We start from the raw sequence: 25931 nt of genomic DNA, 5'->3' as shown, positions 1-25931 counted from the left end.
TGGCTAGGCTTGGAACTTGGAGTTGGACTGCTCGGACGACACCTCGTGAACCGCTGCTTGGCGATGGGCGGATGCCGTCTCCGTGGATACCTCAGTAGCGGGTTCCACTCCGGCTTGCACGTCAGTGGCTTCGCCCTGGTCGGTAGCCTTACCTTTCTTGTCCTTGCATTTCATCATGCACAGCCCCAAGCCGCACATGACGAGGCAAGGCAAGAGGCTCACCAGGATAGGGGCGATCCCCAGCAGGACCAGTTGATCCCAGCCCATGGCCAGGCCACCAGCCACGACCACGGCACCCAACAGCATCCAGCGGCGGGGACCCGTCAGCAGGCCTGTCAGTCCGGCTTTCTGCTGCCCCTGTGGGGTCTTGTCGTCACAGCAACTCATGGCGCTTCCTCTTTGGTGGCGTCTATCGTTTCGGTCAGAAACTCGATCATCTCAGGGGTATCCCATTCGGCTTCCCCGACCAGGCGTCCAAGCTCCCTACCCAGGCGGTCGAGCAGCAGCGTCGTGGGAATCCCCACGGCACCAAGATCCGCGCTGGCCATGCCGGTTCGATCGACATAGGGGGAAAGATGCTCGATCCCCACCTCCTGATAGAACTCATTGACGACCTCGAGACCTTTGCGATCGATCGAGAGCGCAACGACCTCGAAATCCAGTCCCCCCAATTCGGCCTGGAGGGCATCCAGGGTGGGCATCTCCTCACGGCAAGGGCCACACCAGGTCGCCCAGATGTTGAGCAAAACCTGCTTACCTTCGAAGTCAGCCAGGGTCAGTGGGGAACCTGTGTCATCCTCGAAGCGGATGTTAGTTACGTCGCGCGGGCTTTCCCAGAGAAGAAAGCCCTGTGGCCCCAGGCGTTCAGGAGGCGTGGCGGCGGCTATCTTGGCCATGGCCATCAGCAGTGCCACCACTAGCCACCTGGTTGCGATCCGTTTCCCAATCACCAGCGCTTACCTTCAGTGGGTGGCGTAGATGTCCGGAGTTTCGGTCGGCTGAAAGGCCAAGGTGTAGACCTCGAGCGGGCCTTGTTTCTCGCCCGACATTCCCGGCGAGCCGAGGGGCATGCCGGGCACGCTCAAGCCTTTGATAAAGGGCGTCTCTTCGAGCACCTGGCTAACGCTTGCCACGGGAACGTGGCCTTCGAAGACATAGTCGCCAATCAGCGTGGTGTGGCAGCCATGCAGTTTCTCGGGCACATTGTGCTCGGTTTTCAGCTGTGCAAGATCATGGGTATCGATCGTTTCCACCTCGAACCCGTTCTGTTCGAGATACTTGGCATATTCGGCACAGCAGCCACAGTTGGGGTTCTTGTAGAGAGTGGCCGATGTCTCGGCTGCCAGTCCCGAGAGGGGAAAGGTCAAAAGAGAAGCGATGGCCAGTGTTTTCCCATACTTCATATGCGGAGTCTCCGAGGAGGTCGTGAAATGAGCGATGATGCCGTTGAGCATTGTCTCGCGGAATTTAGTTAACGATATCGGTAACGTAATGACGGATACGGTCCCAGGTGCCAGTGGATAATGTCTCTGGTCCTTCTGCCAGTACCCGTACATACGAAACCAGGTGCTCCGGATCGAATTCGAGGCCATGAAAGCGAGCCCGCATACGCCCCGACGGATCGATAACATGGGTCACGACGCCATGGGCCTGGACGCCCTCCGCCACGTCGTCGAACCGGAGGCCATAGGCTTCTGCGATCTGGCGTGTGGTGTCGGCCGGATCGCCTTCGTCACGATATAGAAAGCGCCAGTTGGCGGAGTCCAGGTCGAAGTTCTTGCCATAGGCTCGCATGTTTTCCCGGGTGCCGACGATATCTTCGCTGTCGGTGGCGATGGTAATGAACTCGACCGCCTCACTCAGGCCGGCGTCGCTGACTCGTTCCTGCACCTCGGCAATCAGGTTCATATGCACAGGGCAGGCTTCCTGGCAGCGGGTGTAGATGAAATTGAGCACCACGACGCTTTCTTTCAGGTCAGAGGACGACACGGTATTACCGTCAGCATCGGTCAAGGAAAATGCCGGCGCTGGCTGGTCGACAAACTGGGCGTAGCGCTCCCGCTCCTGCAACGTCTCCTCGGCCTCTTCGAGGGAATGAGCGAAGGATGGAGAATTTGTCACCAGCAAAAGAATGGCTAACGGAGCATAGATGCTTTTACTCAAAGGCCGTCCTCCGCTCGCATCATCAAAACCGTAACTCAGCTGCTCCTATGTGGAGCAGCCGGGCCCATATACTGTCAGGCGTTACTGTCACTCTCATGACCCTGCTGCATCTTGTCCATCATGGCATTGCATTTTTCCATCATGGCATTCATTTCACTCATCATCCCCATCATGCCGTGCATGCCACCTTCCTGCATCATGTTGCCCTGCATGCCCTGACCTTCCATTGGCTCCTGCTGACTCTCTTCCTGTGCAAGGAGCGAGCCCGCCCCGAGGCTACCGGTAACGATGATGGCGGCAGTCAGGATCGCAGTATGACGTTTCCGCATGACACTCTCCTCTATCTTCCTGGGAATCACCTATCCATCCGCGAGGGTGGGAAGGTTTGACCTTGGTTTCAACATTCGCAGCGTGGCTACTTGCTGGAAAGGTATCCTTAAAGCCCACTTCAAGGTCAAGCCCTATTTTTAGGCCTCCGCGCCGGCATGGGTTGCTCGTCGGCGAAGGCCTGGCAGCGGCCTTGACCCTTGGGCAGCCCCGCGGTTGTAGACTGCTCTCAGACACGTAGTAGAGGGTAGATCAATGCGCGTCAGCGAACTGGCCCGCGCTGGTGGCGTCACCGCCGAAACGGTGCGCCACTACACGCGAGAAGGCTTGTTACCGTCGCGGCGGGATCCACGCAACGACTATCAGCTCTATGACGAAGAGGCGCTGGGGCGGCTTCGTCTTATCGACTGCCTGCGTTGTCTGGGTCTCAGCCTCAAGGAAATCAAAGAGGTACTGGTACGCGCGGAACGAGATAACACTTTGCCTGTCGACAGGGTTGACCGGCTGGCCGAGAGCTTACCTCTTATCCACTCGCGCGTTCGAGAGCTGCAGACCCTGGCAAGTTGGCTGGAACGAGCCAGGCGACGTTCGCACGCCGAGTTTCGTGACACTACCAAAGCGCCCAGCCTCAACCAACTGATGGCAGAGCTGACGCGGCAACAGGATGGGACGACTCAGCGTGGTCATCAGTGAGGCGACGGCGTCATGCCGCCGGCCATATCGTCCATACCGGTCATGGATGACAGATGCCAGAGCTGCCAGACGGCAAACGCCATGATCAGCAACGCCGCCATCGTGCGGGTCGCCGGATGACGAATCCAGAGCGAGACGCGACGCGCGGCCACACCGGTCGCCAGGACGACGGGCAGGGTGCCGAGCCCGAAGGCCCCCATCATCGCCGCGGCACGCAGCGGCTCGGCCACGGCCAGACTCCAGGCCAGCATCGAATAGATCAGCCCACAGGGCATCCAGCCCCAGATCGACCCCAGCGCGAAGGCCTGTGGCACCTTCACCACGGGCAACAAGCGTCGACCGAGCGGCTCGATACGGCGCCAGAGCGAGCGCCCCAGGGCCTCGACATGCAGCAAGCCTCTCCACCAGTTGGCGATGTACAGGGCCATCAGAATCAGCATGACCGCCGCCAGGATACGTAGTGCCAGGGCGATGCCGTCCAGGGCATGGTTGAGCACGGAACCGAGCAGCGCCACCAGGGCACCGGCAGTCATATAGCTGGTGATGCGGCCCAAGTTGTAGCCGAGCAACAGGCCCGCCAGGCGCCCAGGCCGCCGTCAGCGGCGGCAGGCTCAGGCCGGTGGGATCCATTCAAGGTACTCCGGTTTGTCTTTATGCCGCATCAGGCGGAAGGCCGCCGCGCAAAATTGGCTAAAGTATCAGTTGCGTGCTTTGCCCCAGGTAGCTTCGGGCAGGGCATCAAGAGGAATTTTGAGATAGCGCTGGCCGTTCTCTTCCGGTTCAGGAAGAGCGCCACCGCGGATATTGACCTGTAGTGAAGGCAGGATCAGCTTCGGCATGGGCAGCCCGGCATCCCGCTCGTTACGCATGGCCACGTAACCCTCAGCAGTCAATCCGTGACAAAGATGGATATTGCTTTCTCGCTGGCTGCGTACCGTGCTTTCCCACCCCGGTTCACGATCGCCGGGCATGTAGTCATGCCCCGTAAAGAGCCGGGTATCATCCGGCAATGCCAGTATGGCCTGGATGGAGTTCCAGAGCTTGTGAGCGTTACCCCCGGGGAAATCGGCACGCGCCGTTCCGCCATCGGGCTGGAACAGCGTATCGTGAATAAAAGCGGCATCGCCGATAACATAGGTGATCGAGGCCAATGTATGCCCCGGAGAGTGCATCACATGACTTTCGACCTCACCGATCTTGAATGTGTCGCCTTCGTTGAAGAGGTGATCCCACTGATGGCCATCGGCCGGAAAGTCGGGCCAATTGTAGATATCCTTCCACAAAGCCTGGACCTTCGTGACATAACTTCCGATCGCCATAGGCGCCCCAGTTTTCTCTTTTAGGTATTGCGCTGCCGAGAAGTGGTCGGCATGAGGATGGGTATCGAGGATCCATTCTACCTCGAGTCTCTGGGCTGCCACGTAATCAAGTAATTCATCGGCATGATGTGTCGCTGTGGCTCCGGATTTTTCATCAAAGTCCAGCACCGGATCGATGATCGCGCAGCGCCGGGTTGATGGGTCGCTTACCACGTACTGCACACTGGAGGTTCTTGGATCGTAGAAGCCGGCCACGTCTGGCCTGCCTGGTGAGTGTCGAAAGGTACGCATGCTTTCTCTCCTCTTCCTTTGATTCCGTTCCAAGGTAGCTTAAAAAGAAATATGAAAAGGGGCTCTTGCAGATGTTATCAATGCCACTTTCCACCCCGCGCCGTATCTCCCGAAGCTGCGACGGGGATTATGCAGTGTTTCCCCAAGACGGCAGGCTCAGGTCGGTGGGATCCATTCAAGGTGCTCCGTTGGGATTATCCGCCGTATCACGAGGGGAGGGGGTGGCAAAGGCCGCGGGAGGCGACCCGTGAAGCGCTTCGAGCTCGACCTGTTCGGGCGGGTAACACAGTCCCCGGTCGGAACAGCCCTGAAAGGTCACCGTGATGGTCAGCGGCTCGCGAGTGGCTCCGCTCGCCTCGATGGGCGCACTGAATACCACCCGGTCATGGAACACGCGGATCTCCCCCAGCGAGGCATGCACCATGCGTTCCCCGGGTGGCAATGCCAGCTCACCGACACTGACGCCCGGGAGCGGCTGTCCAGGGCGAATTGGTGGCGATGAAGGTAATAGTCCTCGGCATTGAGGAAGCCGACGTAGAGCCGCTCATCGTCTCGCCAGGCGCTGGCCTGGAAGGCTTCTTTAGCCGGCAGGAATTGCCCCTGAACCAAATCACTGAAGGGATTGCTCTTGTCACCGCCCAAGGGAATCCCCTCACGGGCCGCTACCGGTGTGGCGACGAGCAGCGCAACCAGCAGAGAAGCGAGGGCCGTGTTCATGAGGCCACCGCCGCCTTGGCGTCATCCACCGGCTGACGCCTCGCCCAGATGACCAGCGCCAGGCCCGCGATGAGCATCGGCAGGGTCAACAGTTGTCCCATGGTCAGCCAGCCGAAGGCGATGAACCCCAGTTGAGGATCGGGCAGTCGCACGAACTCCACGGCGAAGCGGAAGGCGCCATAGAGCAGCAGGAACAGCCCGGAGATCGTGCCCCGCCGGCGTGGCTGGCTCGACAGCCACCACAGCACCCCGAACAGTACGACCCCCTCCAGGGCAAATTCGTAGAGTGCCGAGGGATGGCGTGGTTCCGGGCCCAGCCCCATCATGGGCGGAAACACCATGGCCCAAGGCACCTCGCTGACGCGCCCCGGCAGTTCGTGATTGATGAAGTTGCCGAGTCGCCCGGCCCCCAGGCCGATAGGCACCAGGGGGGCGATGAAATCGGTCAGCTGAAAGAAGGCGAGGCGCTTCTTGCGGGCAAACAACAGGGCGGCGATTAGCACGCCGGCCAGGCCGCCATGGAAGCTCATGCCGCCGTCCCAGATTCTGAAGAGCCACAGGGGGTTGGCCAGCAGTTGCTCGAACCCATAGAACAGCGCATAGCCCAGGCGACCCCCGAGGATGATCCCCAGGGCGCCGTAGAAGATCAGGTCGCCGATATCGTCATGACTCAGGCCCAGGCGGTGGGCACGACGGCGCCCCAGCCACCAAGCGGCGGCCAGGCCGACCACATACATCAGGCCATACCAGTGAATCTGTACCGGCCCCAGGGAGATGGCCACAGGATCGATCTGAGGGTATTGCAGCATGTGTTTTCCTTATATGACCGTTACCGGTCGCGCTATCAACAAAAGCAATTTCCAGCACGCTCGACGACTCATTACTGCCATTTTTCCACCTCCTTCATGACCTGCTCGACATCCCCGGGAGTGATATAGCCCGTGTGCTTATAGCGGATAATGCTCTTGGTATAGACGAGGAAGGTCTCCGGCACGCCGTAGACGCCGAGTTCGAAACCCAGGTCGCCATCCGGATCGAAGATATTGACTTCGAAAGGGTCGCCGAACTCGTCAAGAAACTCCTGCCCCTTGGCACGGGTGTCCTTGTAGTTGATGCCAACCAAGCGCACGCCACGTTCGGCCAGTGTCAGCAACTGAGGCATTTCCTCCTTGCAGGTCGGGCACCACTCGGCCCAGACATTAACCAGGGTTATTTCACCTTCCAGTAGGGACTCATCGACGTGGCGTGAGGGATCTTTCAGCGTTGAGAGGCTAAAGGCCGGAAACTTCTGAGCCAGCAGTGCCGAATCGCGTGCGCTGGGATCCATTCCCAAGCCGCGGTAGAGAAAGAACCCCATGCCCAGGAAAACCAACAGGGGTAACAGCAGTAATAGTCGCCGTTTCACGTGTGCGCCTCACAGGCTGTCAGCTGTTAGGGTTCATGTATTCCGAGCCCAGACGAGTTTCGCCAGGATCGGCAGAAGCGTGATACCACTGATCAGTATCAGTACGACCATGAGGCCGCGGGAGTCGGCAGTGATCAGGGCCTCGCCGAACATGACGACCAGGTACGCCGTGGGAATCACGCCGGCCAGCGTGGCGATCAGGAAACGCCAGAAGGCCAGCGGTGTAAGGCCCGCCGCGTAACTGACGGCATCGAACGAAATAAATGGCACCAATCGCGATGCGAAGACAACGAGCATTAATCCCATCTGGGAGCGATCCCTTCCCAGCCAGTTCAGCATTGGGCGGATACGCGACCAACGATGGATCGCCTCGTAGCCAAGCAGCCGTGCAATGCAAAAGGCGAGTAGCGCGCCGGCCTCCGCACCGAGGACCACATACGCCGTTCCCCAAACAGGACCGTAGGACGCACCGGCTACCATCGCAATCGGCCCACTGGGTATCGGGCTCATGACAATGGCCGCAATCATCATGGCGATAATGGCCAGCGGCCCCCAGAATCCCAACTGGCCAACCCACTCACGCAACGCCTGCTTATTGGTAAGCGTCGATAAGACACCGGTCTCCATCAGCACCCAATAAAGGGCCACCAAGCCAACCAGGACGGCGACTCCCCATACGAGCCTTGGCTTTATGCCGAGCCTACTTGCCATATCTTTCTCACGTCGTGCATCGAAGTCTCTAGCCAAGCCAATGGGCAACTCCACTCGTTAACGTTCTTCTCTACTTCTCGCGCTTTTTGTTGAAAAACAGGTATTTGACGAGTGCTGCCACGCCGAGCACCAACGCGATGATCAGCAGGATGCCGATCAGGCCCATCCCCGCCATGCCCCACATGCAGCTTTCGCTTCCCATCATGTCGAATTCCCCTTCGATAACCGGGTGAGTGGCTCAGGCGGGATGGGCCCGTTCTGGCCGGGTAGCCCCGTCAGTGCTTGGCATCGCGTCGTCGATATCCGGCTTAAAGCGGCGAAGCCGCAATGAGTTGGTCAGAACGAATACGCTGGAAAGGCTCATGGCGCCCGCCGCTAGCATGGGATTGAGCAAGAAGCCGGTAAACGGGAATAACACGCCCGCCGCCACCGGAATCAATGCCAAGTTATAGCCATAAGCCCAGATGAAGTTGCCGAGAATGGTCTTACGGGTGCGCCTGGAGAGTGCCGTGGCATTGACGATGCCTCTCAGATCGCCGCGCATCAGCACCACATCACCGGCCTCGATCGCGATATCCGTTCCGGTGCCGATGGCGATACCGACATCGGCCTGGGCCAGCGCCGGTGCATCGTTGATCCCATCACCCACGAATGCAACATCTTGGCCCTCGGCTTGGAGCCGCTTGATCTCGGCCGCTTTCTGGTCCGGCAGCACTTCGGCAAGCACGCGCCGTATGCCGACTTGCTTGGCGATGGCATCGGCGGTGGCGCGATTGTCGCCGGTGAGCATCGCTATCTCCAGCCCCAGCGCCTTGAGTGATGCTATAGCCTCGGCCGAGCCCTCCTTGAGCGGGTCCGCCACTGCGATGATCGCTGCCAGCCGACCGTCCACCGCCGCATAGAGCGGACTCTTGGCGTCCTCGGCGAACGCCTTGGCGCGGGCTTCCGCCTGACCGAGTTCGAGCCCCAGCCGGTGCATGTAGCGATCGGCCCCCACGTGAAGCCGGTGGCCGGCGACGTCGGCCTCGATGCCATAGCCCGGCTCGGCGCTGAAATGGCTAACGCTCGGGAGCTCGAGCCCACGCTCCTTAGCGTTGCGCACAATGGCTTCGGCGATGGGGTGTTCGCTCTGCGCTTCCACCGCCGCTACCCATTGGAGCACCTCGTTCTCGTGGCCATCGGTCACGATGAAATCGGTCAGTTCGGGGCGGCCTCGGGTCAGCGTGCCGGTCTTGTCCAGCACGACCGTATCAATCTTGGCGAGCGTCTCGAGGGCTGCGCCCTTGCGAAACAGCACCCCCATCTCGGCACCCTTGCCGGTCCCCACCATGATCGCGGTCGGCGTGGCCAGCCCCATCGCACAAGGGCAGGCAATCAGCAGTACGCTAACCGTCGTGACAAAGGCGAAGGACAGCGCCGGGGCCGGTCCGAAGCCGAGCCATACGCTGAAGGTGATCAGTGCGATAACGATGACCACGGGCACGAACACCCCGGCGATCTTGTCGGCTAGCTGCTGGATCGGGGGCTTCTCGGCCTGGGCCGATTCCACCATCCTGACGATTTGCGATAGCAGCGTATCGGCACCGACCCGCGTAGCACGGAAGGTAAGCGAGCCATTCTTATTGACCGTGCCACCGACGACTTCGGCATCCTGCTGCTTGGCAACCGGCACCGGTTCACCGCTGATCATTGACTCGTCGACGAAGGAATGGCCTTCTTCAACGACGCCATCCACCGGGATGCGCTCCCCCGGGCGGGCCAGTATGCGATCGCCGGGCACGACGGCCTCGATCGACACCTCGACCGCTTCACCGTCGCGAATGACTCGGGCGGTTTTCGCCTGCAGCTGCAGGAGCTTCTTGATCGCCTCGGAAGTACGGCCCTTGGCGACGTGCTCGAAATACCGCCCTAGCAGGATGAGCGTGACGATGACCGCCGCCGCCTCGAAATAGCTTTCGGCTGTCCCCGCGGGAAAGAATCCAGGCACCAGCAGTGCCGCGACCGAATAAAAATAGGCCGCGCTCGAGCCGATCATGACCAGACTGTTCATGCCCGGGTTCGCGTGCCGAAGCTCGGCATAGCCGGAGCGATAGAAGCGTGCCCCGGCATAGAACAGCACGGGCGTAGTCAATAACCACTCGACACCCATCCAGCCTCGGTGCGGCATGATGCTGGTGAAGAAGGCTTCCAGAGCGGGAATCATCTTGCCCATGGCGATCAACACCACGGGAATCGTGAACGCCGCAGCGAGTAGGACCTTATTGCGCAACTGGAGTCCTTCTCGGTCCTCGTTCTGCGTTTGTGCGCTGGCATCGGGTTCCTGCGGCTCATAGCCCGCATCCTTGATGGCATGATGGAGTCGCGGTAACGACACCGCGCCAGGCAGAAACCGCACGAACGTCTTCTGGGTGGTCAGGTTGACACTGGCCTGGAGAATGCCCGGCAATTTCTTGAGCGAGCGCTCCACTCGCGATACGCAGGAGCCACAGGTCATGCCGATGACCGGAATCTCAGCGTCTTCGACGACGGGTTGATAGCCCGTCTCTTCGATGGCCTCGACCACCTGGCTGAGGGTGGCGCTCTCCTCGAGGGCAACCGTCGCCTTCTCGGTGGCGAGATTCACCTGAGAGTCGATGACACCCGGTTGCTTATCGAGTGCGCGTTCCACGCGCCCCACGCAGGATGCACAGGACATGCCCCGAATCTCGATAGTGACGTTTTCCGTCATCGCTGCGTCCTCCTCGTTAGGTTCTCGCCGACCCGGGATGCGCGTAGGGGTTGTCTGGCGTCACACTGTCGGTGCTCATGTGTTTGTTCACTCGTCTTGTTCGGCGATAGCATCGACAATCGGGCACCCTTCCTGCATCGGTCCTTCGCCCGTGCACTCGTCGAGAGTTTTCGACAGCACGGCCTCGACCCGCGAAAGATGCCGAATTTGCTCACGAATCTTGTGCAGCTTCTCTGCGGCGATACGCTTGGCCTGGGCGCGATCACCGTTGGCATCCTGGAGGATCAGCAATTCGCGGATCTCGTCGAGGCTGAAGCCCCACTGCTTGGCATGCACGATGAATTCGAGCCTGGCCACGGCATCCAAGGGATAGCGCCGATAGTTGGCGTCCGTTCGCTGAGGGGCAGGCATGAGCTTCTCTTTCTCGTAATAGCGGATCGCCTGGCTGGCGACCCCGCTACGTTCGGCAAGCTCGCCGATACTGAATGTCTGCATAAGTTCACCTCAACGAGGTTGTCAATCGTCGGTCATTGGCAGCCCGGTTCAACCGGGCTGCCAGATTCGCGGACAGTGGTGCCATTAGCGTGGTTGGCGGACGACACGCAGGTAAGGTGTTTTCTCGTCCCAGCCCTCGGGAAAGCGCTCCTTGGCTTCGTCATTCGACAGCGACGGGACGATGATGACATCCTCGCCGTTCTGCCAGTCCACGGGGGTCGCCACCTTGTGCTTGTCGGTCAGCTGAAGCGAGTCGATGACGCGCAGGATCTCATCGACGTTTCGACCCGTGCTGGGCGGATAGGTCAGAGTGAGACGCACCTTCTTGTCGGCATCGATGATGAAAACGGTACGCACCGTGACCTTGGGATCGGCTTTCGGATGGATCATCCCGTAGAGGTCCGCAACCACCCGATCCTCATCCGCCAGCAGCGGGTAGTTCAGCGCCGCGCCCTGGGTCTTCTCGATATCCCCGGCCCAACCGCTATGGGAGTCGAGCGGATCGACCGACACCCCAACCAGTTTAACGCCACGCTGCTCGAACTCGCCCTTGCGCTTGGCGAACGCACCCAGTTCCGTGGTGCAGACAGGCGTATAGTCGGCAGGATGCGAGAATAGTACGGCCCAGCTATCGCCAAGCCATTGATGGAAGCTGAGCGTGCCTTCCGTGGATTCGACCGTGAAGTCGGGGGCTATCTCTCCAAGCTGTAGTGCCATCATTCTCTCCTTGTATCGGGGTATATGGGATGATGCACTATGCACGATAACTTTAAAGTCAACTTTAAGGTCAAGGGCTTTCGAAGGGAGAAGTGGTATCCCGTTAGATTATATGGATAGTCATTTATTCATGGTTGACCTGGAGGCGGACACACCCTTTAGAATCTAGAATCATTTGCCGAACTGAATACCGTAGCAGGCAGTCGGTCACAGACCGGTTCACGTCTCGCATGTTGATACCGCCCCAGGAAGCGTAATGCCTTGGAATCTCTCTCTTCTATCGGTTTATTCGGTGCTTTCGCCGGCGGGTTGGTCTCCTTCTTCTCGCCCTGCACGCTGCCGCTGTTACCGGCCTACCTGTCGGTGGTCACGGGCGGGAGCGCCGGCAAGGCCGATAGACGTCTGGAGGCCATGATCCTCAGCGTCTTCTTCGTCTTCGGCTTCAGCATTGTGTTTATCTTGCTGGGGCTTGGCGCCAGTGGTATCGGTCAACTGATGCGGGGGTATCGTCAGGAATTCAACTGGGTCGCCGGGTCGGTGGTGATCGTGCTGGGCCTGTTCATGACCGGTGTGTTCCGGTTTTCGCTGTTCCAGCGTACCCTTCAGTTCACTCCAAGCGTTCAGGGCGGCTCCCCACTGTCGGCAACGGTGTTCGGGGTCTCCTTCGCTATCGGCTGGACACCCTGTATTGGCCCTATCCTGGGTGCCATCCTGATGGCCACCTCCAGTACTGCCAGTGCCCAGGCCGGCATGATCTACTTGAGTACATATTCCCTGGGCTTGGCGCTACCGTTTCTTGCCAGCACCCTGCTGATCAATCGATTTGCCCTGCATCGGCAACGCCTGGGACGGTGGAGCGCCTATGCTCGACCGGTCGCCGGGACGATCGTCATCCTCATGGGTATTGCCATCGTCTCGGGCACCATGACACGGCTTTCCAGCATCATGGTCGACCTGTTCCCCTCCCTGGCGACACTGGGATAGCCAACACAGACGCCTGCATTGCCCGCTCTTGACCTTCCCATTGCTATAAGGTTTATCGTTTTCATGTCATGTATTGAACAGAAGTCGATGAGAACGTTATCCATGAACATCGGTGATGTGAGCAGGTTGGACCGGTGTCCCAGCCAAGCTGATCCGCTACTACGAGAAAATTGGTCTGTTTCCTGCGCTATGGCGTAGGGAGAACGACTATCGTCAATATCGCAGGACATCCATTTTCTGCGATTCATACGCCGAGCCCGGGACCTCGAATTCTTGATGAAACGGACGCGCCAATTGTTCACGCCTTGGTAGGATAGTGAGCGTTCTTGCGCAACAAAGGGTTCGTCATGGAAAAAGCCCCCGTTTGTGGCCCACCGACCATCGTGAAGAGGAGGGAAAAATCATGGACAATGTCGACCTGCAACGACGTAGCGTATTACGCCGAATCGGTGGGGTGGCGGCGCTATCGACTCTGGCGGCCGCCGGGGTGTGGTTTGGAGGGGGACGTTCCCGTTCGCTGGCGGCGTCCGCGTCGACGACCATGGAGGGCCCCTTCGACGTTGATTTGCGTTTGCGAGCCCACCCCGCCAAGGTGCCGATCCTGCCCGGCGTGCCGAGCGACGTCTGGCGCTACACGGCCGAGCGAGTCGCCGGGCCCAACGAGACCCTGACGCCGGTGGGCGAGAGCTATGCGGGCCCGCTTATCCGTCTGCACCGTGGCCAGCGTGTGCGTGTACGCATCGACAACGGGCTCCTCGAAGACACCACCGTGCACTGGCATGGCCTGCACGTGCCGCCGAACGTGGACGGCCAGCCGCGCCTGCCGATCGAACCGGGGACGAGCACGACGGTCGCCTTCGATGTCGTTGATCGCGCCGGCCTGTACTGGTATCACCCCCATCCCCATGGCCCCGATGGCGGCCGAGTCGGCCCTCAGAGCTACGCCGGCCTTGCCGGTCCGCTGATCATTAGCGACGACACCGAGCGTGCTCTCGGACTGCCCGACGGGGAGCGGGAGCTGGTGCTCATCCTGCAGGATCGTACCTTTACCGATGACAACGCGCTTCAGTACATCGGCAGTGACATGGGGGCGATGATGACCCGCATGCGGGGTTTTCGTGGCGAGCAGGTGCTGGTGAACGGCCATCCGGACGCGCGACGCGAGGTGTCCACACAGTCTTATCGATTGCGTCTGCTCAACGGTTCCAACTCGCGCATCTACAAGCTGGCCTGGAGCGGTGGCCGGGCGGTGACCGTCATTGGCACCGACGGTGGCTTGCTCGCCGAGCCCGAGCGGCGCCGCTCGGTCACCCTGGCGCCGGCCCAGCGGGTCGACCTGTGGGTCGATTTCGGCGATACCGAACCTGGTGACTCCGTGCAACTCGTGAGCGAGGCATACCAACTCGAGATGATGGGCGGAAGGGAGATGATGGGGGGCGGTGGCATGATGGGCCGAGGGATGATGGGTGACATGATGGGGAGCGAGCGGCTCACGCTGGTCACCTTCGATATCGTCGCACGGGTGAACGATTCGAGAGCCTTGCCGGAGCGGCTGGCCGAGGATTTGCCGACTTCCCCGGTGCAGGCCGATACGCCGGTTCGTCGCTTCGAGCTGGGCATGCGCATGATGCAAGGGTTCACGATTAATGGTCGGCGGATGGAGGGCGCGACGGTGGCGGACGACGAGATCGTCCGGCTGGGGGAGACGGAAATCTGGGAGTTCGTTAACAACACCATGATGCCGCATCCCATGCACGTCCATGGCCTGCAGTTCCAGGTTCAGGAGCGGATATCGGCGGGTGACAGGACAGATCTGCACGATGGCATCATCGACGCGGGGTTGCACGATACGGTGCTGGTGTTCCCGGAGGAACGGGTGCGCATCGCCTTGACCTTCAAAAGCTTCGAGGGGCTGTACATGTATCATTGCCACAACATGGAACATGAGGATGCCGGCATGATGCGCTACTACAAGGTAGTGGCATAACGAACCGACGGTATGTCGACCACAGCAACCACAAGGGATGGCGATAGCCGATGACCTTTTACGAGCAGCACGTCCTGCCGCATCTTCTCCACCTGGCGTGCGGTAGCGAGGTGGTCGAGCGTCAACGGGCGGCCGTGGTGCCGCAAGCGCGAGGCCGGGTCCTGGAGGTTGGCATGGGCTCCGGCCTCAACCTGCCTCACTACGATCCGCAGCGTGTCGAGCTGGTGTGGGGACTCGAGCCCTCCGCGGGCATGCGCCGCAAGGCCCGCCATCACGCCGCCGGGGCGCCGTTCGAGGTTCGCTGGCTGAACTTGCCGGGGGAGGAGATCCCTCTCGAGGACGACAGTGCCGATACCGTGGTGCTGACCTACACCCTGTGCACGATCCCCGACTGGCACCGAGCGCTCGAGCAGATGCGGCGCGTGCTCAAGCCGAGTGGCCAACTGCTGTTCTGCGAACACGGCACGGCCCCCGACGAGGGCGTGCGCCAGTGGCAGGACCGCGTCAACCCTCTGTGGCGCAGAGTGGCGGGGGGCTGCCATCTCAACCGCGCCATCCCCGAGCTCATCGAGCACGCCGGCTTCCGTATCCAGCGGATGGAAACGGGCTATCTGCCGAAGGTCCCGCGATTTGCCGGTTCCAATTTCTGGGGAACCGCCGCTCCCCGTTGACCAAGCCTTCGTGTAAGGATGCGATCAGCGGGCAAGTGATGCCGAGGTCACACCTGCACGAGCAGGGCCGTGGCGTACATAATCCCCACACCGACGGTGCCACCCAGCACTGAAATGCCGGAAACCAGCGAGGCCGCTTCACTCCCGGTGCATCAGACCACCTCGAGCAGGCTCATCCAGCCGAGTTCCACGAATTCGCTTTGGTGGGCGTGAAACATGTAAAGCCCGGGCTCATGGTTGGCGAAGGAGAACTCCAGGATACCCCGCTGCGCCTGGCACTGTATGACCATATCCACAGTTCTGAGAGTGGGAGCAGAGTTGTGCCATGATCGTAGTAGTCGTAGAAGTTGGCATGCAGGTGCGGCAAATTCACTGGATCGAACTTGGTGACGTTGATCAGGTAGATCCGCGCGGTTCGCGCCCGTTCGAGGCGGATGGGCCGGTTCACATAGGCATGCGCCACCGTGTTGACCGCATAGAGCTCGCTCTCCTCATCGAAATTGGTGTCGAAGCCATTCAACACCATCCCGAACTCCTGCCAGCGGGCATTCGCCCCACTGCCGCGCAGAGGCGAGCGTGCCGTCTCTTCATATTTGGGGGTGCTGCTCGGAATCGACGATGAAGGCCGTACAGGCCCTCGTGAATATGACACTTCAGCGGCAACAAATGGCAGTGATAAAGATGGCAACCGAAAAGTTCGACATCGAATTCAGGGTATCCGGATTATATGGTTGAAGGGGTGCTTATGCCCCTCCGAACCCTTCATCCCTCCAGAAGGTTGATAGATCGACACCGAAGTTCTTGTCGGGCTCGGGAAGGTCCATGCTGTAGGTCATGGTGGCCCTGCCCAAGAACGAAGATTCTTTGGTCTGTGGCGATTTCTTCCACGATGACAACGTGGCGGTACCGATCATCGACCGGATCATCCGTCACTCGCACCTCTATACGTTATACGTTGGGAGGCGAGAGCTACCGGCTGAAGCAGAAGACGCTCAGCTGACGGTCATAGGTGGGTCAGTTCTGATGGCCATTGACAGACGTGATTAGGTACGCCCTGAGAAGGGCGGTGCATTGCTTCGAGCCAGCACGTCAGTGGCTGTGCTGAAGGGGACCAGCGTGGCCGTTAGCTTTGCGATACCACTCCTTCCAAGCCCGCCGAGACCAGAACGAACAGGACGAAGCCGCCTATGAAAGCCAGAGGCGAGACGTGGGTGTCTTCACCGCTCTCATGCGCCTCGGATACCATGTCTTCGATAGCAGCGACCGTAAGAAGACCTGACGTGAACGTCAAGGCCGCTAGCTTGAACGCCTCCGGTTGGTTTCTGAGCACGAAGTAAGCAAAGATGGCTGCCGAGAGCACGGGAATTGCAAAGGAGGCAGAGAGCAGCAAGCGCTTGCTGCGGCGAACCCCTTTGTCTTTCATGTTGGCGATCGCCGCAAAGCCCTCAGGGAAATCCGCTAGAACCTGGCCCGCCGCCAGGATGATCGCAACCGACGGCGCGACCGCAGACCCCGCCCCGACCAGGAGACCATCGCTGAACAGGTCGATGGACACGGCGATATAGATCATCCAGACGCTCGACTGACCGTTCTCTCCCTGCCGGTCTTGCCGCTTCTGGATAATCTCGACAAGTTTCTCGAGACCTACGTAAGCGATGCCGCCCAACGCGAAAGCGAGGGCGATTAGCCAAGCTGAGAGTCCCTCGAGCACGCGCGGCATGATTTCAACTGCCACCACCGCAATGACGAGGCCGGCGGCACCATGAAGGGCATAATTGAGACGGCGCCCGGTAGTCAAGGAAACTTCCGCAGCGAGCCCACCACTGAAGTTGCCTAGTGCGGGAAGCAGCGCCAGGCCGAGTACCAGCCAGATACTATCCATTAATATCCTTCCTTGGTTGATGCCTAGACACGCTCCCTTGCTGGCTCCGAGATCTCGCACCATCGCTGTCGTACAGGTCTGGCGCGATCATGAAGCCACCTCGACCAGTGTTCACGGCAGCAATAGCTGCTACCGTGAGGCCTCACGCCTTGATTGCCAGAATACGCCGAGCGCCGTTGAAGACGATTAGGCCCACGATGGTACCGATAAGCAGATCCGGATAGCTAGACCCCGTCCAGGCGACCAAGGCACCGGCGGCGATGACGCCCATGTTGATGACCACATCGTTGGCCGAGAATATCCAGCTTGCCTGCATATGCGCGCCGCCCCCGCGGTGCTTGGAGATCAATAGCAGACAGCCAGTATTAGCAATCAACGCGACGAACACAATGGCCATCATCATCAGCGATTCGGGCTCACTACCAAATACAAAGCGCCTCCCCACTTCTACGAGGACGCCGAGAGCCAGAATCAGTTGGAGCACGCCAGCCAGATGCGCGGCACGCACCTGCATTTTCGCACTGTACCCTACGGCATAGAGAGCAAGGCCATAGACGGTTGCATCGGCAAACATGTCCAGGGAATCCGCGATCAGGCCGGTAGACTGGGCGATCAGACCAGCAGTCAACTCCACCACGAACATGGGAGCATTGATGCCGAGCAACAGCCGCAGGGAGCCAGGCTCCTGAGAAGCAGAGTCAGCCGAGCTCTCAAGGACTTCGATCCTCTCCGGGTCGGCGGCTTGAGTCTCCTGAAGCGAGGCCTCCAGCCCTAAGGCCGCCAGTTTCACGATAATGGGCTCAACCGCGCCATCATGCACGACTTCCAACCGGCGGTTCGATAAGTCAAAGGACAGCGTTCGAAGCTCATCAAAACTGTTCAGCGCCAAGCGGATCGTCCGCTCTTCTGACGGTCAAATCCATTTTCGGCACGGCATAAACGCTGAACCATTCCCCTGACGCTTCGGAGAAAATTGGCATATCGGTATCCGCTGCAGGCGTTACATCGCAGCCGCATTGGCCACCACAGGCTATGGCTCACCCGCCGGACGCCTTGCGGAGATGCGCGGGAAGCAGGTATTGAACCTGTACCAGCTAGAGCTTGTAAGCTTGACGCTTTCATCGTCGGCGCCGTATCGGCGCGTGGCCCTGGCCACTCGCTGCGCGCCGAGTTTCGTGGGTTAACCCGATCATCTCGTGAGGAAATAAGATGATACGACGTGCGGCTGTTATCTTGGTGGGCGCGCTGGTCCTGGTGGCCATTATCGTTGCCGTTTCGAATCCCTCGTTGGTTGGAGCCGCATCGGAGTCGGCGAGTCGTGAGGCCGATAACAGCCTCGTCCGCTCTCATTCGCCGATCCTGGGGCCCGATGACGCGCCGGTCACCATCGTCGAGTTCTTCGATCCGGCCTGTGAGGCCTGTCGCGCCTTCTATCCGCTCACCAAGAAAATCCTGAACACCTACCCCGACCAGGTCCGCCTGGTGGTGCGCTATACCCCCTTCCATGGCGAGGTGTCAGAAACGGCCATTCGCGTGCTGGAAGCCGCCAGGCTGCAGGGGGGCTTCGAGCCGGTGCTGGAGGCACTGCTGGCTCGCCAGAACCAGTGGGCGGCCCACGGCAGCTTCGATGAGGCCGCCATCCTGGAGATCGCCAGCCAGGCCGGGCTGGACAGCGCCCAGGCGCAGGAGCAACTCGATTCCCCTGAGGTCCAGGCGGTATTCGAGCAGGACAAGGAAGACGTCAAGGCCAACCAGATCCGCCAGACCCCGACCTTCTTCATCAATGAGGAACAGCTGGACCCCTTCGGCATGCAGGAGCTGGTCGATGCTGTTCAGCGAGAGGTGGAGGAGCTTTCCGAAGCAGGAGGGGGCTCATGACGCGACGCTGGTGGCTGGTGGGGCTATTGGGATTGAGCCCCCTGCTGGCGGATGCGAGCTGGCAAGAGAATACCTGGCTCGCCTCGGCGTCCCAGGCGTCGACCGGCGAGCCGGAGAGGAACCGCTCTCTGCCGAATGCTCGGCGGCCCGACGGCAGCACCAAGACGCTCAGGGTGGCATCCGGCGACACGCTCGCCTCCCTGTTGCGCCGCCTGGGCGCCGATGCCGAGACCCAACAACATGCCATCACCACCCTGACCGATAAGTTCGATCCGAGGCAGCTGCAGCCAGGCAATCGCGTGAGCCTGACCAGGCTGGACGACGGGCGGCCACTCTCGGTTGCCATCGAGCGGGCCTCCGGCGTGCGATACATTGTCACGCTGGACGAGCGACCTAGGGCGCGCGTGGTCCAGCCTCGTACCGAGACCCGGGTGCTAGGGCGCGAGATCGTGATCGAGTCCTCGCTCTACGCGGCACTCGCGTCAGCGGCGTTACCGACACGCTTCGCCGCGGATCTCGAGGCCCTGCTGGCTGGCATCATGAACGTTCGCCGAGATCTTAGCGGCGGAGAACGCCTGCAGCTGCTGTGGCAAGAGATGCGCCGCGAGAACGGTGCACGAGTCGGTGATCCACGCTTGACCTATGCCGGACTTGTGCGTCGGGCACAGCGGCTGGAGGTGGTTTGGCCACAGGGTCAGGGCGGGCCAGTGATGCTGTTCAAGGATGGCAAGCTGCAGGACACCTTGCGTTTCCCGGTGCTGGGTGCCCGCCTGACGTCCCCGTTCGGCAACCGGCGCCATCCGGTGTATGGCGGGGTCCGCCGTCATGACGGCATCGATCTTGCCGCGCCGCGTGGCACGCCGGTGGTGGCGGCAGCGTCAGGGCGCATCTCCTTTCTTGGACGTCGGGGAGGATATGGACGCGTCGTCGAGCTCGAGCATGCGTCGGGCACCATCAGTCGCTACACCCACCTCAGTCGCTTCACTCCCGGGCTTGCGGTTGGCGACTCGGTCATCACGGGCGACCCATTGGGCGCGGTAGGCGCATCCGGGCTCACGACCGGCCCCAACCTGCATTACGAAGTGAGAGTGGATGATCGACCGGTCGATCCTCTCAAGGAGGGGCAACGCCTGCTGCAAGAAAGCGACTCGCCGAGGCGTGAGGACTATCGCGTGGCCCTGTTCGAGGCGCGGGCACAGCTGCAGGAGGTGATCAGTGATCCCGTCGCTTCTGACTTGGCGGCACTGGACCGCCCATAGGTCTCCGGCAATTTTCCAGATCGCAAGCCATATGAGGGCACGCGCTCACAGGGCACGTCGAGCCACCACCGGCACGGCATTCGTCATTCACCTGCGTTAGACACTCACCTGCACAGGCAGAACTCATGGAAGCGCTTTCCCCGGTCTCGCTGGGTTTTCTGGGTAGCCTGGCCGCCGGCGCGATGACGGCTGTCGGGGCGCTTCCGGTGCTCGTGAGCAGAACGCCCGATAGGGCCATCCGGGACCTGGCGCTGGGGTTCGCCGCCGGGGTCATGCTCGCGGCGTCGTTCTTCTCCCTGATCATCCCATCCCTGGACGCCTCCGAGCTGCGCTATGAGGGGAGCGTCATTCCCGCCTCCATCGCCTGCTTGTCGATCCTGCTGGGTATCGGGATGGTGGCGCTGATGAACGAATGGCTTCCTCATGAGCACTTCCAGCAGGGTCGTGAGGGCCCCGAGGCGGCGTCTTTGCGTCGGGTCTGGCTGTTCATCATCGCCATCACGATTCATAACCTGCCGGAAGGCCTCGCGGTCGGCGTCGCGTTCGGTGCTGGGGGCCGCGAGGGCGGGCTGCCACTCGCCATCGGCATCGGCCTGCAGAATGCGCCGGAAGGCCTGGCCGTTGCGGTGTCGCTGCTCGGTGAGGGCTACTCCCGCTGGCGGTCGTGGAGTATCGCTGCCCTGACGGGCCTGATCGAACCACTGGGCGGCCTGATGGGCGCGGGCATCGTTACCGTTTCCCAGACGCTGCTGCCCTGGGGCCTGGCGTTCGCCGCCGGGGCCATGCTCTACGTCATCAGCCATGAAATCATCCCCGAGACCCACCGTAGTGGCCACCAGAACAAGGCAACGCTGGGGCTCTCGGTGGGGCTGGTGCTCATGCTGTTTCTGGATGTTTCGCTGGGCTGAGGCGTTGAAGGGTAAACGCATGGAACAAGCTACCCCAGGCCTTGGGCACCGCCATGGGCTGACTCGCCGATGCACAGCTGATGATCGCTCAGTACCTCGATGATGCGGCAGCTCTCGACCCTGCCACCGGCACACTGGCCCACCATCCTCCTGAGCTCTTCACGTAGTGCGGAGAGCCGCTGAAGACGTGACTCGACCTCCTCCAGGTGATGCTTGGCGATGGCATCGACCTCGTGGCAGGGCATCTGCGGATGGTCCGCCATCTCCAGCAGCTCACGCACCGCCTCCACCGAGAAGCCGAAGTCACGGGCATGGCGAATGAACGTCAGCCGCCTGACAGCTGCCTCACCGTAGCGGCGCTGACCGCCCTCGGTGCGCGGGGCGTCACGAAGCAACCCGATGCGTTCGTAGTAGCGCACCGTTTCGGGCTTGCAGCCGGCGCGTCGGGCCAGCTCACCGATGCCGAGCGCGGGGCAATCAATAAGCGCTGGCGTAGTATCACCGGACATGGCTTGAACCTCTAGTCGCTACAAGGTTTATGCTTCAGACGATAAATCATCTCAAGGAGTGACGCCATGGGCGAATCGACGCACCAGGAGACTTCCCCGGCCCTCTCTTTACGAGTCGAGGGCATGGACTGTGGTGGCTGCGAACGCAAGGTCGAGGCCGCGCTGGGCCGCCTGGCGGGCATCGCGGAGGTGTCGGCCAGTTCGGTCACCGGCTCGGTGAAAATACATCCTCAACAGAACACGACGCCCCCTCATGAGGCGATCGAGCGAGCCCTCAACGAGCTTGGCTACCGCCTGGTCGATGAAGAGGCAGCGAGTGAATCCGCCACCGCATCGGCCTCCTGGTGGCAGACCGCCAAGGGGCGCCTGGTGCTCGTCACCGGATGTTTACTGGTACTGGCTTTCGCCCTGCGCCTGGCCTGGCCGGCCCTGGGCAACTGGCCCTTCGTCGCGGCCACCCTGGTGGGGCTGGTGTCCATCGTGCAGGCCGCCTGGGGCGCGCTGAAACAACGCAACCCCTTCACCATCGAGATGCTGATGAGCATCGCCGCCCTGGGGGCCCTGGCCATCAATGCCGCCGCCGAGGCGGCAGTGGTGGTCTTCCTGTTCGCCGTGGGCGAGTTGCTGGAGGGAGTGGCCGCGTCGAGGGCACGACGCAGTATCTCGGCCCTGGCGGACCTGACGCCGTCCACGGCGAGGCTGATGGAAGATGGGGACACCCGTGAGGTCTCGGCCGCCTCGCTCACGCCCGGGCAGCGAGTCCTGGTGCGGCCGGGCGACCGCGTGCCCTGCGATGGGCGTATCCTGACCGGCGAATCCGATCTGGATGAGTCACCGATCAACGGCGAGTCCGTGCCGCGATCGCGCGCCCCCGGCGATGACGTCTTCGCCGGCACGGTGAACCTCGATGCCGCCCTGGAGGTGGAGGTAACCCGCAGCGCCGAGGACAACACCATCGCCCGGGTCATCCGACTGGTGGAAGAGGCCCAGGCCGCCAAGGCACCGGTGGCACGCTTCATCGACCGCTTCGCTCGCTACTACATGCCGGCGGTGGTGGGGCTCGCCCTGCTGATGGCGGTGGTGCCGCCGCTGGTCTCGACCATGGCCTGGTCGGAATCGGTCTATCGCGCCCTGGCCCTGCTGTTGATCGCTTGTCCCTGTGCCCTGGTGATCTCGACCCCCGCCGCCATCGCTGCCGGCCTCTCGGCGGGCGCCCGGCGGGGCTTGCTGATCAAGGGCGGCGCGGTGCTTGAACAACTGGGCAAACTCCGAACGGTGGCGCTGGACAAGACTGGCACTCTCACCGCCGGTGCTCCCAAGGTCACCGACGTGGAGGTCTGGGCCTCCGGCCAGAGCACGCAGGAGATCCTGAGGCTGGCGGCCGCGATGGAGCGTGATTCCAGTCACCCCATCGCCATGGCCATCCTCGCCCATGCGAAGCAACAGGGGCTTTCATTGCCCCAGGCGAGTGAGAGCCGCGCCATGGCGGGCCGAGGGGTCGCCGGTTGGGTCGAGGGGCGTGAGCTGAGCCTGATCACGCCTCGCCACCTGGCAGAACAGGCCGCCCTCGACCACGACCTGGCCGCTCGGATCGCCGAGTTGGAACACGCCGGCAAGAGTCTCGCCGTGCTGGTCGAAGGCGAGCGTCCGCTAGGCCTGATCGCTGTGCGCGATGAACCTCGCGACGATGCCCGGGAGGGGCTGACAGCGCTGTCGCGCCTGGGCGTGCAGGCGGTGATGCTCAGCGGCGACAATGCGCGTACCGCCGCTGCCATCGGTGACAGCCTGGGCATCGAGGCACATGGAGAGCTGATGCCCGAGGACAAGGCCCAGCGCGTGCAGCAATGGCAGGCCACCGGACGCGGGCCGGTCGGCAAGGTGGGCGACGGCATCAACGACGCCCCCGCGCTGGCCGCGGCCGAAGTTGGCATCGCCATGGGCGGCGGCACGGATGTGGCACTGGAAACCGCGGATGCGGCGCTGCTCAAGAACCGCGTCGGCGGCATCGCCGAGCTGATCGACCTGTCCCGGGCCACGCTGCACAACGTCAAGACCAACGTCGCCCTGGCGCTGGGCCTGAAGGCCATTTTCCTGGTGACCACGGCGCTGGGCATCACCGGCATGTGGATCGCGGTGATGGCGGATACCGGCGCCACCGTGCTGGTGACCCTGAACGCCATGCGGCTGCTGGGCTATCGCTTCTCGCCAGGCAATGCCACGAGTGGCCCGGCGAGCCCGCGCTACCAGAAAGCCACATCATGAGGACAGGGCGGATACCGATAGTGCCGCGCCGCTGGTACTGGTTGGCACTGGCCGTCATGGTCGGCCTGGCCGACCAAGCCATCAAGGGGCTGGTGCAGGCGCTGATGCCTTATGGCCAGACCATCCCGCTAGCCCCGTTCTTCAACTGGGGCCACTGGTGGAACACGGGGGCAGCCTTCAGCTTCCTCGCCGATGCAGGCGGCTGGCAGCGCTATCTCTTCCTGGGCCTGACGGGGATGGTGACTATCGTCCTGACGATACTGCTGTGCAGGCCCAGACCCCGCCTGGAGGCGCTGGGATACAGCTTGATGCTGGGTGGCGCGCTGGGCAATGGCATCGACCGCCTGGCACGAGGGTATGTCATAGACTACCTGGACTTCTACTGGCGTGAGTGGCACTGGCCCGCCTTCAACCTGGCGGATATCGCCCTGTTCCTGGGTGTCATCGCCTTTGCGATTGCGGCCTTGCGTGAGCGTCCCTCCTCCAGAGTGTCTGAGTAACGGCATGGATGCAGAGAACCTGCCAGCCCGGTACATGACGCTTGCCGGCCGGATCTCTCCGGCCCTCGGCTGTTTGCTGGCTCTGACTGCTGGGGGGCTGACCACGCTCAGCGCCGCGCCCTTCGCGCTGTGGTGGCTGGGCCCGCTGGCGGTGGCACTGGTCTATTCCGGCATCCATGCCCTGACACCCGCTCAGGCCGCCCTGCGCGGCTGGTGCTATGGCGTGGGCCTGTTCGGCTCCGGCGCCTCCTGGGTCTTCGTCGCGATCCACGACTACGGCTATACGGGGGCGCCTCTGGCGCTCTTCCTCACTGGCCTGTTCGTGGCCAGCCTGGCGCTGTTCTTCGCCGTCCCCTTCGGGCTCTATCGCCGCGTCACGGGACCACGCCTGGCCTTCCTCAGCTTCGCCGGCGCCTGGGTAGTGAGCGAGTGGCTGCGCACCTGGCTGTTTACTGGGTTTCCTTGGCTACTGCTGGGCACGTCTCAGGTCGACTCGCCGCTGGCGGCCTGGGCCCCGGTCGGCGGAGTCTATCTGCTGTCACTGGCCACCGCCCTGACCGGTACCTTGGGCGTGGAGCTGCTGCGCCGACGCTGGTGGGCTGCGGCGCCCATCGCTGCTCTCTGGCTCATCCCTCTGGCCCTGCCGACCCAGTGGACCTCCCCGGCCGGTGAGCCGCTGCGGGTCGCCTTGCTGCAGAGTAACCTGGATCAGGCGATCAAGTGGGCGCCCGAGGGCCAGCGCGAGGCAGTCAACATCTACACGGCGTTGACCGGGGAGCAGCCCGACGGCATCGACCTGATCGTCTGGCCCGAGGTGGCTCTGCCGATGCTCGAGGTGCAGGCCCGGCCAATACTGGAACGGGTGCAGTCCAACCTAGCCCCCGACACCGCCCTGCTCACCGGCATCCTGCAGCGCGACGGCGGCGACTACTACAACAGCGTGATCGGCCTGGGTGCCGCCGAGGGCGAGTATCGCAAGGCGCACCTGGTGCCCTTCGGCGAGTACCTGCCGCTGGAGCGCCTGCTCGCCGGCACCATCGCCTTGTTCGACCTGCCCATGCCGACCCTGACCCCCGGACCCGAGGATCAGGGGCCGATCCACGCAGCAGGTACCACCATCGGCAACGCCATCTGCTACGAAATCATCTACGCCGACCGGGTCGCCGAGCAGGCGCGCGGTGCCGAGCTGCTGCTGACGGTCTCCAACGACACCTGGTTCGGTCGCTCCATCGGCCCTCTGCAGCATTTGCAGATGGCCCGCCTGCGCGCCCTGGAGAACGGCCGCTATCTTATTCGTGCCACCAGCAACGGGGTGACGGCGATTATCGATCACCAAGGGCGGATTACCGCCCGTGCACCGCAGTTCCAGGTCACCAGCCTGCGCGGTGAGGCAGTGCCCATGCAGGGCCAAACCCCTTTCACCCGCACGGGCAGCTGGCCCATCTGGCTGCTGGCCGGGCTACTGGTGCTGCTTGGCTGGACATTCAACAAACGTCGGTCTGGATGACAACCCACCAGGCGAAAG

Annotated in this window: 28 protein-coding genes and 3 pseudogenes; 11 read left to right on the top strand and 20 right to left on the bottom strand. The window is 61.9% G+C overall.

Annotation, left to right across the window (positions count from 1 at the left end; translation table 11 throughout):
• Positions 1 to 3: 3 nt before the first annotated feature.
• From H7850_RS15165 to H7850_RS15145, 5 genes are all read right to left on the bottom strand, one after another.
• A complete protein-coding gene (locus H7850_RS15165; protein WP_072824433.1) occupies positions 4 to 387 on the bottom strand; it encodes a hypothetical protein in 384 nt (127 codons plus the stop codon).
• Complete coding sequence (locus tag H7850_RS15160; RefSeq protein WP_227370344.1) at positions 384 to 914, bottom strand: TlpA family protein disulfide reductase; 531 nt, start codon at positions 912 to 914, stop codon at positions 384 to 386. The genes H7850_RS15165 and H7850_RS15160 overlap by 4 nt, the downstream gene beginning before the upstream one ends.
• Before the next feature lie 48 nt (positions 915 to 962).
• Positions 963 to 1403: a DUF411 domain-containing protein gene (locus H7850_RS15155; protein ID WP_072824501.1), complete on the bottom strand. Its 441-nt coding sequence runs from the start codon at positions 1401 to 1403 to the stop codon at positions 963 to 965.
• A 64-nt stretch (positions 1404 to 1467) separates the two neighbouring features.
• Positions 1468 to 2163 (bottom strand): SCO family protein, encoded by a 696-nt coding sequence (locus H7850_RS15150; RefSeq protein ID WP_072824435.1) that lies wholly within the window; start codon positions 2161 to 2163, stop codon positions 1468 to 1470.
• Between the two features lie 74 nt (positions 2164 to 2237).
• Complete coding sequence (locus H7850_RS15145) at positions 2238 to 2492, bottom strand: hypothetical protein (protein WP_072824437.1); 255 nt, start codon at positions 2490 to 2492, stop codon at positions 2238 to 2240.
• Positions 2493 to 2745: 253 nt separating this feature from the next.
• Here H7850_RS15145 and H7850_RS15140 point away from each other — a divergent pair, with 253 nt between their 5' ends.
• Positions 2746 to 3183 (top strand): MerR family transcriptional regulator, encoded by a 438-nt coding sequence (locus H7850_RS15140; protein WP_072824439.1) that lies wholly within the window; start codon positions 2746 to 2748, stop codon positions 3181 to 3183.
• Here H7850_RS15140 and H7850_RS15135 read toward each other — a convergent pair.
• The 11 genes and pseudogenes from H7850_RS15135 to H7850_RS15090 form a co-directional block, all read right to left on the bottom strand.
• Positions 3177 to 3779, bottom strand: a pseudogene (locus H7850_RS15135) (sulfite exporter TauE/SafE family protein); the annotation flags it as partial. The gene H7850_RS15140 and the pseudogene H7850_RS15135 overlap by 7 nt on opposite strands.
• 102 nt (positions 3780 to 3881) lie before the next feature.
• Positions 3882 to 4793, bottom strand: coding sequence for an MBL fold metallo-hydrolase (locus H7850_RS15130; protein WP_072824441.1), 912 nt, complete (start codon positions 4791 to 4793; stop codon positions 3882 to 3884).
• Positions 4794 to 4968: 175 nt separating this feature from the next.
• Positions 4969 to 5217 carry a protein-disulfide reductase DsbD N-terminal domain-containing protein gene (locus H7850_RS15125; RefSeq protein WP_245791937.1) on the bottom strand — a complete coding sequence of 83 codons (249 nt, stop codon included), beginning with the start codon at positions 5215 to 5217 and terminating at the stop codon, positions 4969 to 4971.
• Positions 5121 to 5510 carry a hypothetical protein gene (locus tag H7850_RS15120; RefSeq protein ID WP_227370389.1) on the bottom strand — a complete coding sequence of 130 codons (390 nt, stop codon included), beginning with the start codon at positions 5508 to 5510 and terminating at the stop codon, positions 5121 to 5123. The genes H7850_RS15125 and H7850_RS15120 overlap by 97 nt, the downstream gene beginning before the upstream one ends.
• Entirely contained in the window at positions 5507 to 6319 is an 813-nt protein-coding gene (gene lgt / locus H7850_RS15115; RefSeq protein WP_072824443.1) for a prolipoprotein diacylglyceryl transferase, read from the bottom strand. The genes H7850_RS15120 and lgt overlap by 4 nt, the downstream gene beginning before the upstream one ends.
• A 71-nt stretch (positions 6320 to 6390) precedes the next feature.
• Positions 6391 to 6915, bottom strand: coding sequence for a DsbE family thiol:disulfide interchange protein (locus H7850_RS15110; protein ID WP_227370342.1), 525 nt, complete (start codon positions 6913 to 6915; stop codon positions 6391 to 6393).
• A gap of 33 nt (positions 6916 to 6948) precedes the next feature.
• A complete protein-coding gene (locus H7850_RS15105; protein WP_072824447.1) occupies positions 6949 to 7626 on the bottom strand; it encodes a TVP38/TMEM64 family protein in 678 nt (225 codons plus the stop codon).
• Between the two features lie 70 nt (positions 7627 to 7696).
• Complete coding sequence (locus tag H7850_RS18160; protein WP_264477432.1) at positions 7697 to 7831, bottom strand: hypothetical protein; 135 nt, start codon at positions 7829 to 7831, stop codon at positions 7697 to 7699.
• Between the two features lie 33 nt (positions 7832 to 7864).
• Complete coding sequence (locus H7850_RS15100) at positions 7865 to 10354, bottom strand: heavy metal translocating P-type ATPase (RefSeq protein ID WP_072824449.1); 2490 nt, start codon at positions 10352 to 10354, stop codon at positions 7865 to 7867.
• Positions 10355 to 10441: 87 nt separating this feature from the next.
• Positions 10442 to 10849 carry a heavy metal-responsive transcriptional regulator gene (locus H7850_RS15095; RefSeq protein ID WP_072824451.1) on the bottom strand — a complete coding sequence of 136 codons (408 nt, stop codon included), beginning with the start codon at positions 10847 to 10849 and terminating at the stop codon, positions 10442 to 10444.
• 84 nt (positions 10850 to 10933) lie between these two features.
• Positions 10934 to 11566 (bottom strand): peroxiredoxin, encoded by a 633-nt coding sequence (locus H7850_RS15090; RefSeq protein ID WP_072824453.1) that lies wholly within the window; start codon positions 11564 to 11566, stop codon positions 10934 to 10936.
• Positions 11567 to 11827: 261 nt separating this feature from the next.
• Between H7850_RS15090 and H7850_RS15085 the strand changes: the two genes are divergently transcribed.
• The 4 genes and pseudogenes from H7850_RS15085 (at position 11828) to H7850_RS15070 (ending at position 15208) form a co-directional block, all read left to right on the top strand.
• Complete coding sequence (locus tag H7850_RS15085) at positions 11828 to 12550, top strand: cytochrome c biogenesis CcdA family protein (RefSeq protein WP_072824455.1); 723 nt, start codon at positions 11828 to 11830, stop codon at positions 12548 to 12550.
• A gap of 142 nt (positions 12551 to 12692) precedes the next feature.
• Positions 12693 to 12827 (top strand): annotated as a pseudogene (locus tag H7850_RS18355) (MerR family DNA-binding transcriptional regulator); the annotation flags it as partial.
• Positions 12828 to 13121: 294 nt separating this feature from the next.
• Positions 13122 to 14537 (top strand): multicopper oxidase family protein, encoded by a 1416-nt coding sequence (locus H7850_RS15075; RefSeq protein ID WP_227370341.1) that lies wholly within the window; start codon positions 13122 to 13124, stop codon positions 14535 to 14537.
• 50 nt (positions 14538 to 14587) lie between these two features.
• Entirely contained in the window at positions 14588 to 15208 is a 621-nt protein-coding gene (locus H7850_RS15070) for a class I SAM-dependent methyltransferase (RefSeq protein ID WP_072824459.1), read from the top strand.
• Positions 15209 to 15380: 172 nt separating this feature from the next.
• Here the strand turns inward: H7850_RS15070 and H7850_RS15065 are convergent, their stop codons facing one another.
• The 3 genes and pseudogenes from H7850_RS15065 to H7850_RS15050 form a co-directional block, all read right to left on the bottom strand.
• Positions 15381 to 15734 (bottom strand): hypothetical protein, encoded by a 354-nt coding sequence (locus tag H7850_RS15065; protein ID WP_072824461.1) that lies wholly within the window; start codon positions 15732 to 15734, stop codon positions 15381 to 15383.
• Between the two features lie 597 nt (positions 15735 to 16331).
• A complete protein-coding gene (locus tag H7850_RS15055; RefSeq protein ID WP_072824463.1) occupies positions 16332 to 17090 on the bottom strand; it encodes a ZIP family metal transporter in 759 nt (252 codons plus the stop codon).
• 142 nt (positions 17091 to 17232) lie between these two features.
• A pseudogene (locus H7850_RS15050) lies at positions 17233 to 18070 on the bottom strand (cation transporter).
• A gap of 229 nt (positions 18071 to 18299) precedes the next feature.
• On the opposite strand from H7850_RS15050, the gene H7850_RS15045 reads away from it, so the two are divergent.
• The 3 genes from H7850_RS15045 (at position 18300) to H7850_RS15035 (ending at position 21135) form a co-directional block, all read left to right on the top strand.
• Positions 18300 to 18968: a DsbA family protein gene (locus H7850_RS15045; RefSeq protein WP_072824467.1), complete on the top strand. Its 669-nt coding sequence runs from the start codon at positions 18300 to 18302 to the stop codon at positions 18966 to 18968.
• Positions 18965 to 20227: a M23 family metallopeptidase gene (locus tag H7850_RS15040; protein ID WP_084671684.1), complete on the top strand. Its 1263-nt coding sequence runs from the start codon at positions 18965 to 18967 to the stop codon at positions 20225 to 20227. Before H7850_RS15045 ends, H7850_RS15040 begins: the two co-directional genes overlap by 4 nt.
• A 125-nt stretch (positions 20228 to 20352) precedes the next feature.
• Positions 20353 to 21135 (top strand): ZIP family metal transporter, encoded by a 783-nt coding sequence (locus H7850_RS15035; RefSeq protein WP_072824469.1) that lies wholly within the window; start codon positions 20353 to 20355, stop codon positions 21133 to 21135.
• A 29-nt stretch (positions 21136 to 21164) separates the two neighbouring features.
• On the opposite strand, the gene H7850_RS15030 is transcribed toward H7850_RS15035, so the two are convergent.
• Positions 21165 to 21644, bottom strand: coding sequence for a MerR family transcriptional regulator (locus tag H7850_RS15030; RefSeq protein WP_072824471.1), 480 nt, complete (start codon positions 21642 to 21644; stop codon positions 21165 to 21167).
• A 66-nt stretch (positions 21645 to 21710) separates the two neighbouring features.
• Here H7850_RS15030 and H7850_RS15025 point away from each other — a divergent pair, with 66 nt between their 5' ends.
• Genes H7850_RS15025 through lnt form a run of 3 tightly spaced genes read left to right on the top strand, consistent with a single transcriptional unit; the run spans position 21711 to position 25913 of the window.
• A complete protein-coding gene (locus H7850_RS15025; protein WP_072824473.1) occupies positions 21711 to 23906 on the top strand; it encodes a heavy metal translocating P-type ATPase in 2196 nt (731 codons plus the stop codon).
• Complete coding sequence (gene lspA, locus H7850_RS15020) at positions 23903 to 24406, top strand: signal peptidase II (protein ID WP_072824475.1); 504 nt, start codon at positions 23903 to 23905, stop codon at positions 24404 to 24406. The genes H7850_RS15025 and lspA overlap by 4 nt, the downstream gene beginning before the upstream one ends.
• Before the next feature lie 4 nt (positions 24407 to 24410).
• Entirely contained in the window at positions 24411 to 25913 is a 1503-nt protein-coding gene (gene lnt, locus H7850_RS15015) for an apolipoprotein N-acyltransferase (RefSeq protein WP_072824477.1), read from the top strand.
• Positions 25914 to 25931 lie beyond the last annotated feature (18 nt).

The organism is Halomonas sp. M20, from assembly GCF_020622265.1.
Classification (GTDB): Bacteria; Pseudomonadota; Gammaproteobacteria; order Pseudomonadales; family Halomonadaceae; genus Modicisalibacter.
This window is presented reverse-complemented; position numbering and strand designations above follow the sequence as displayed.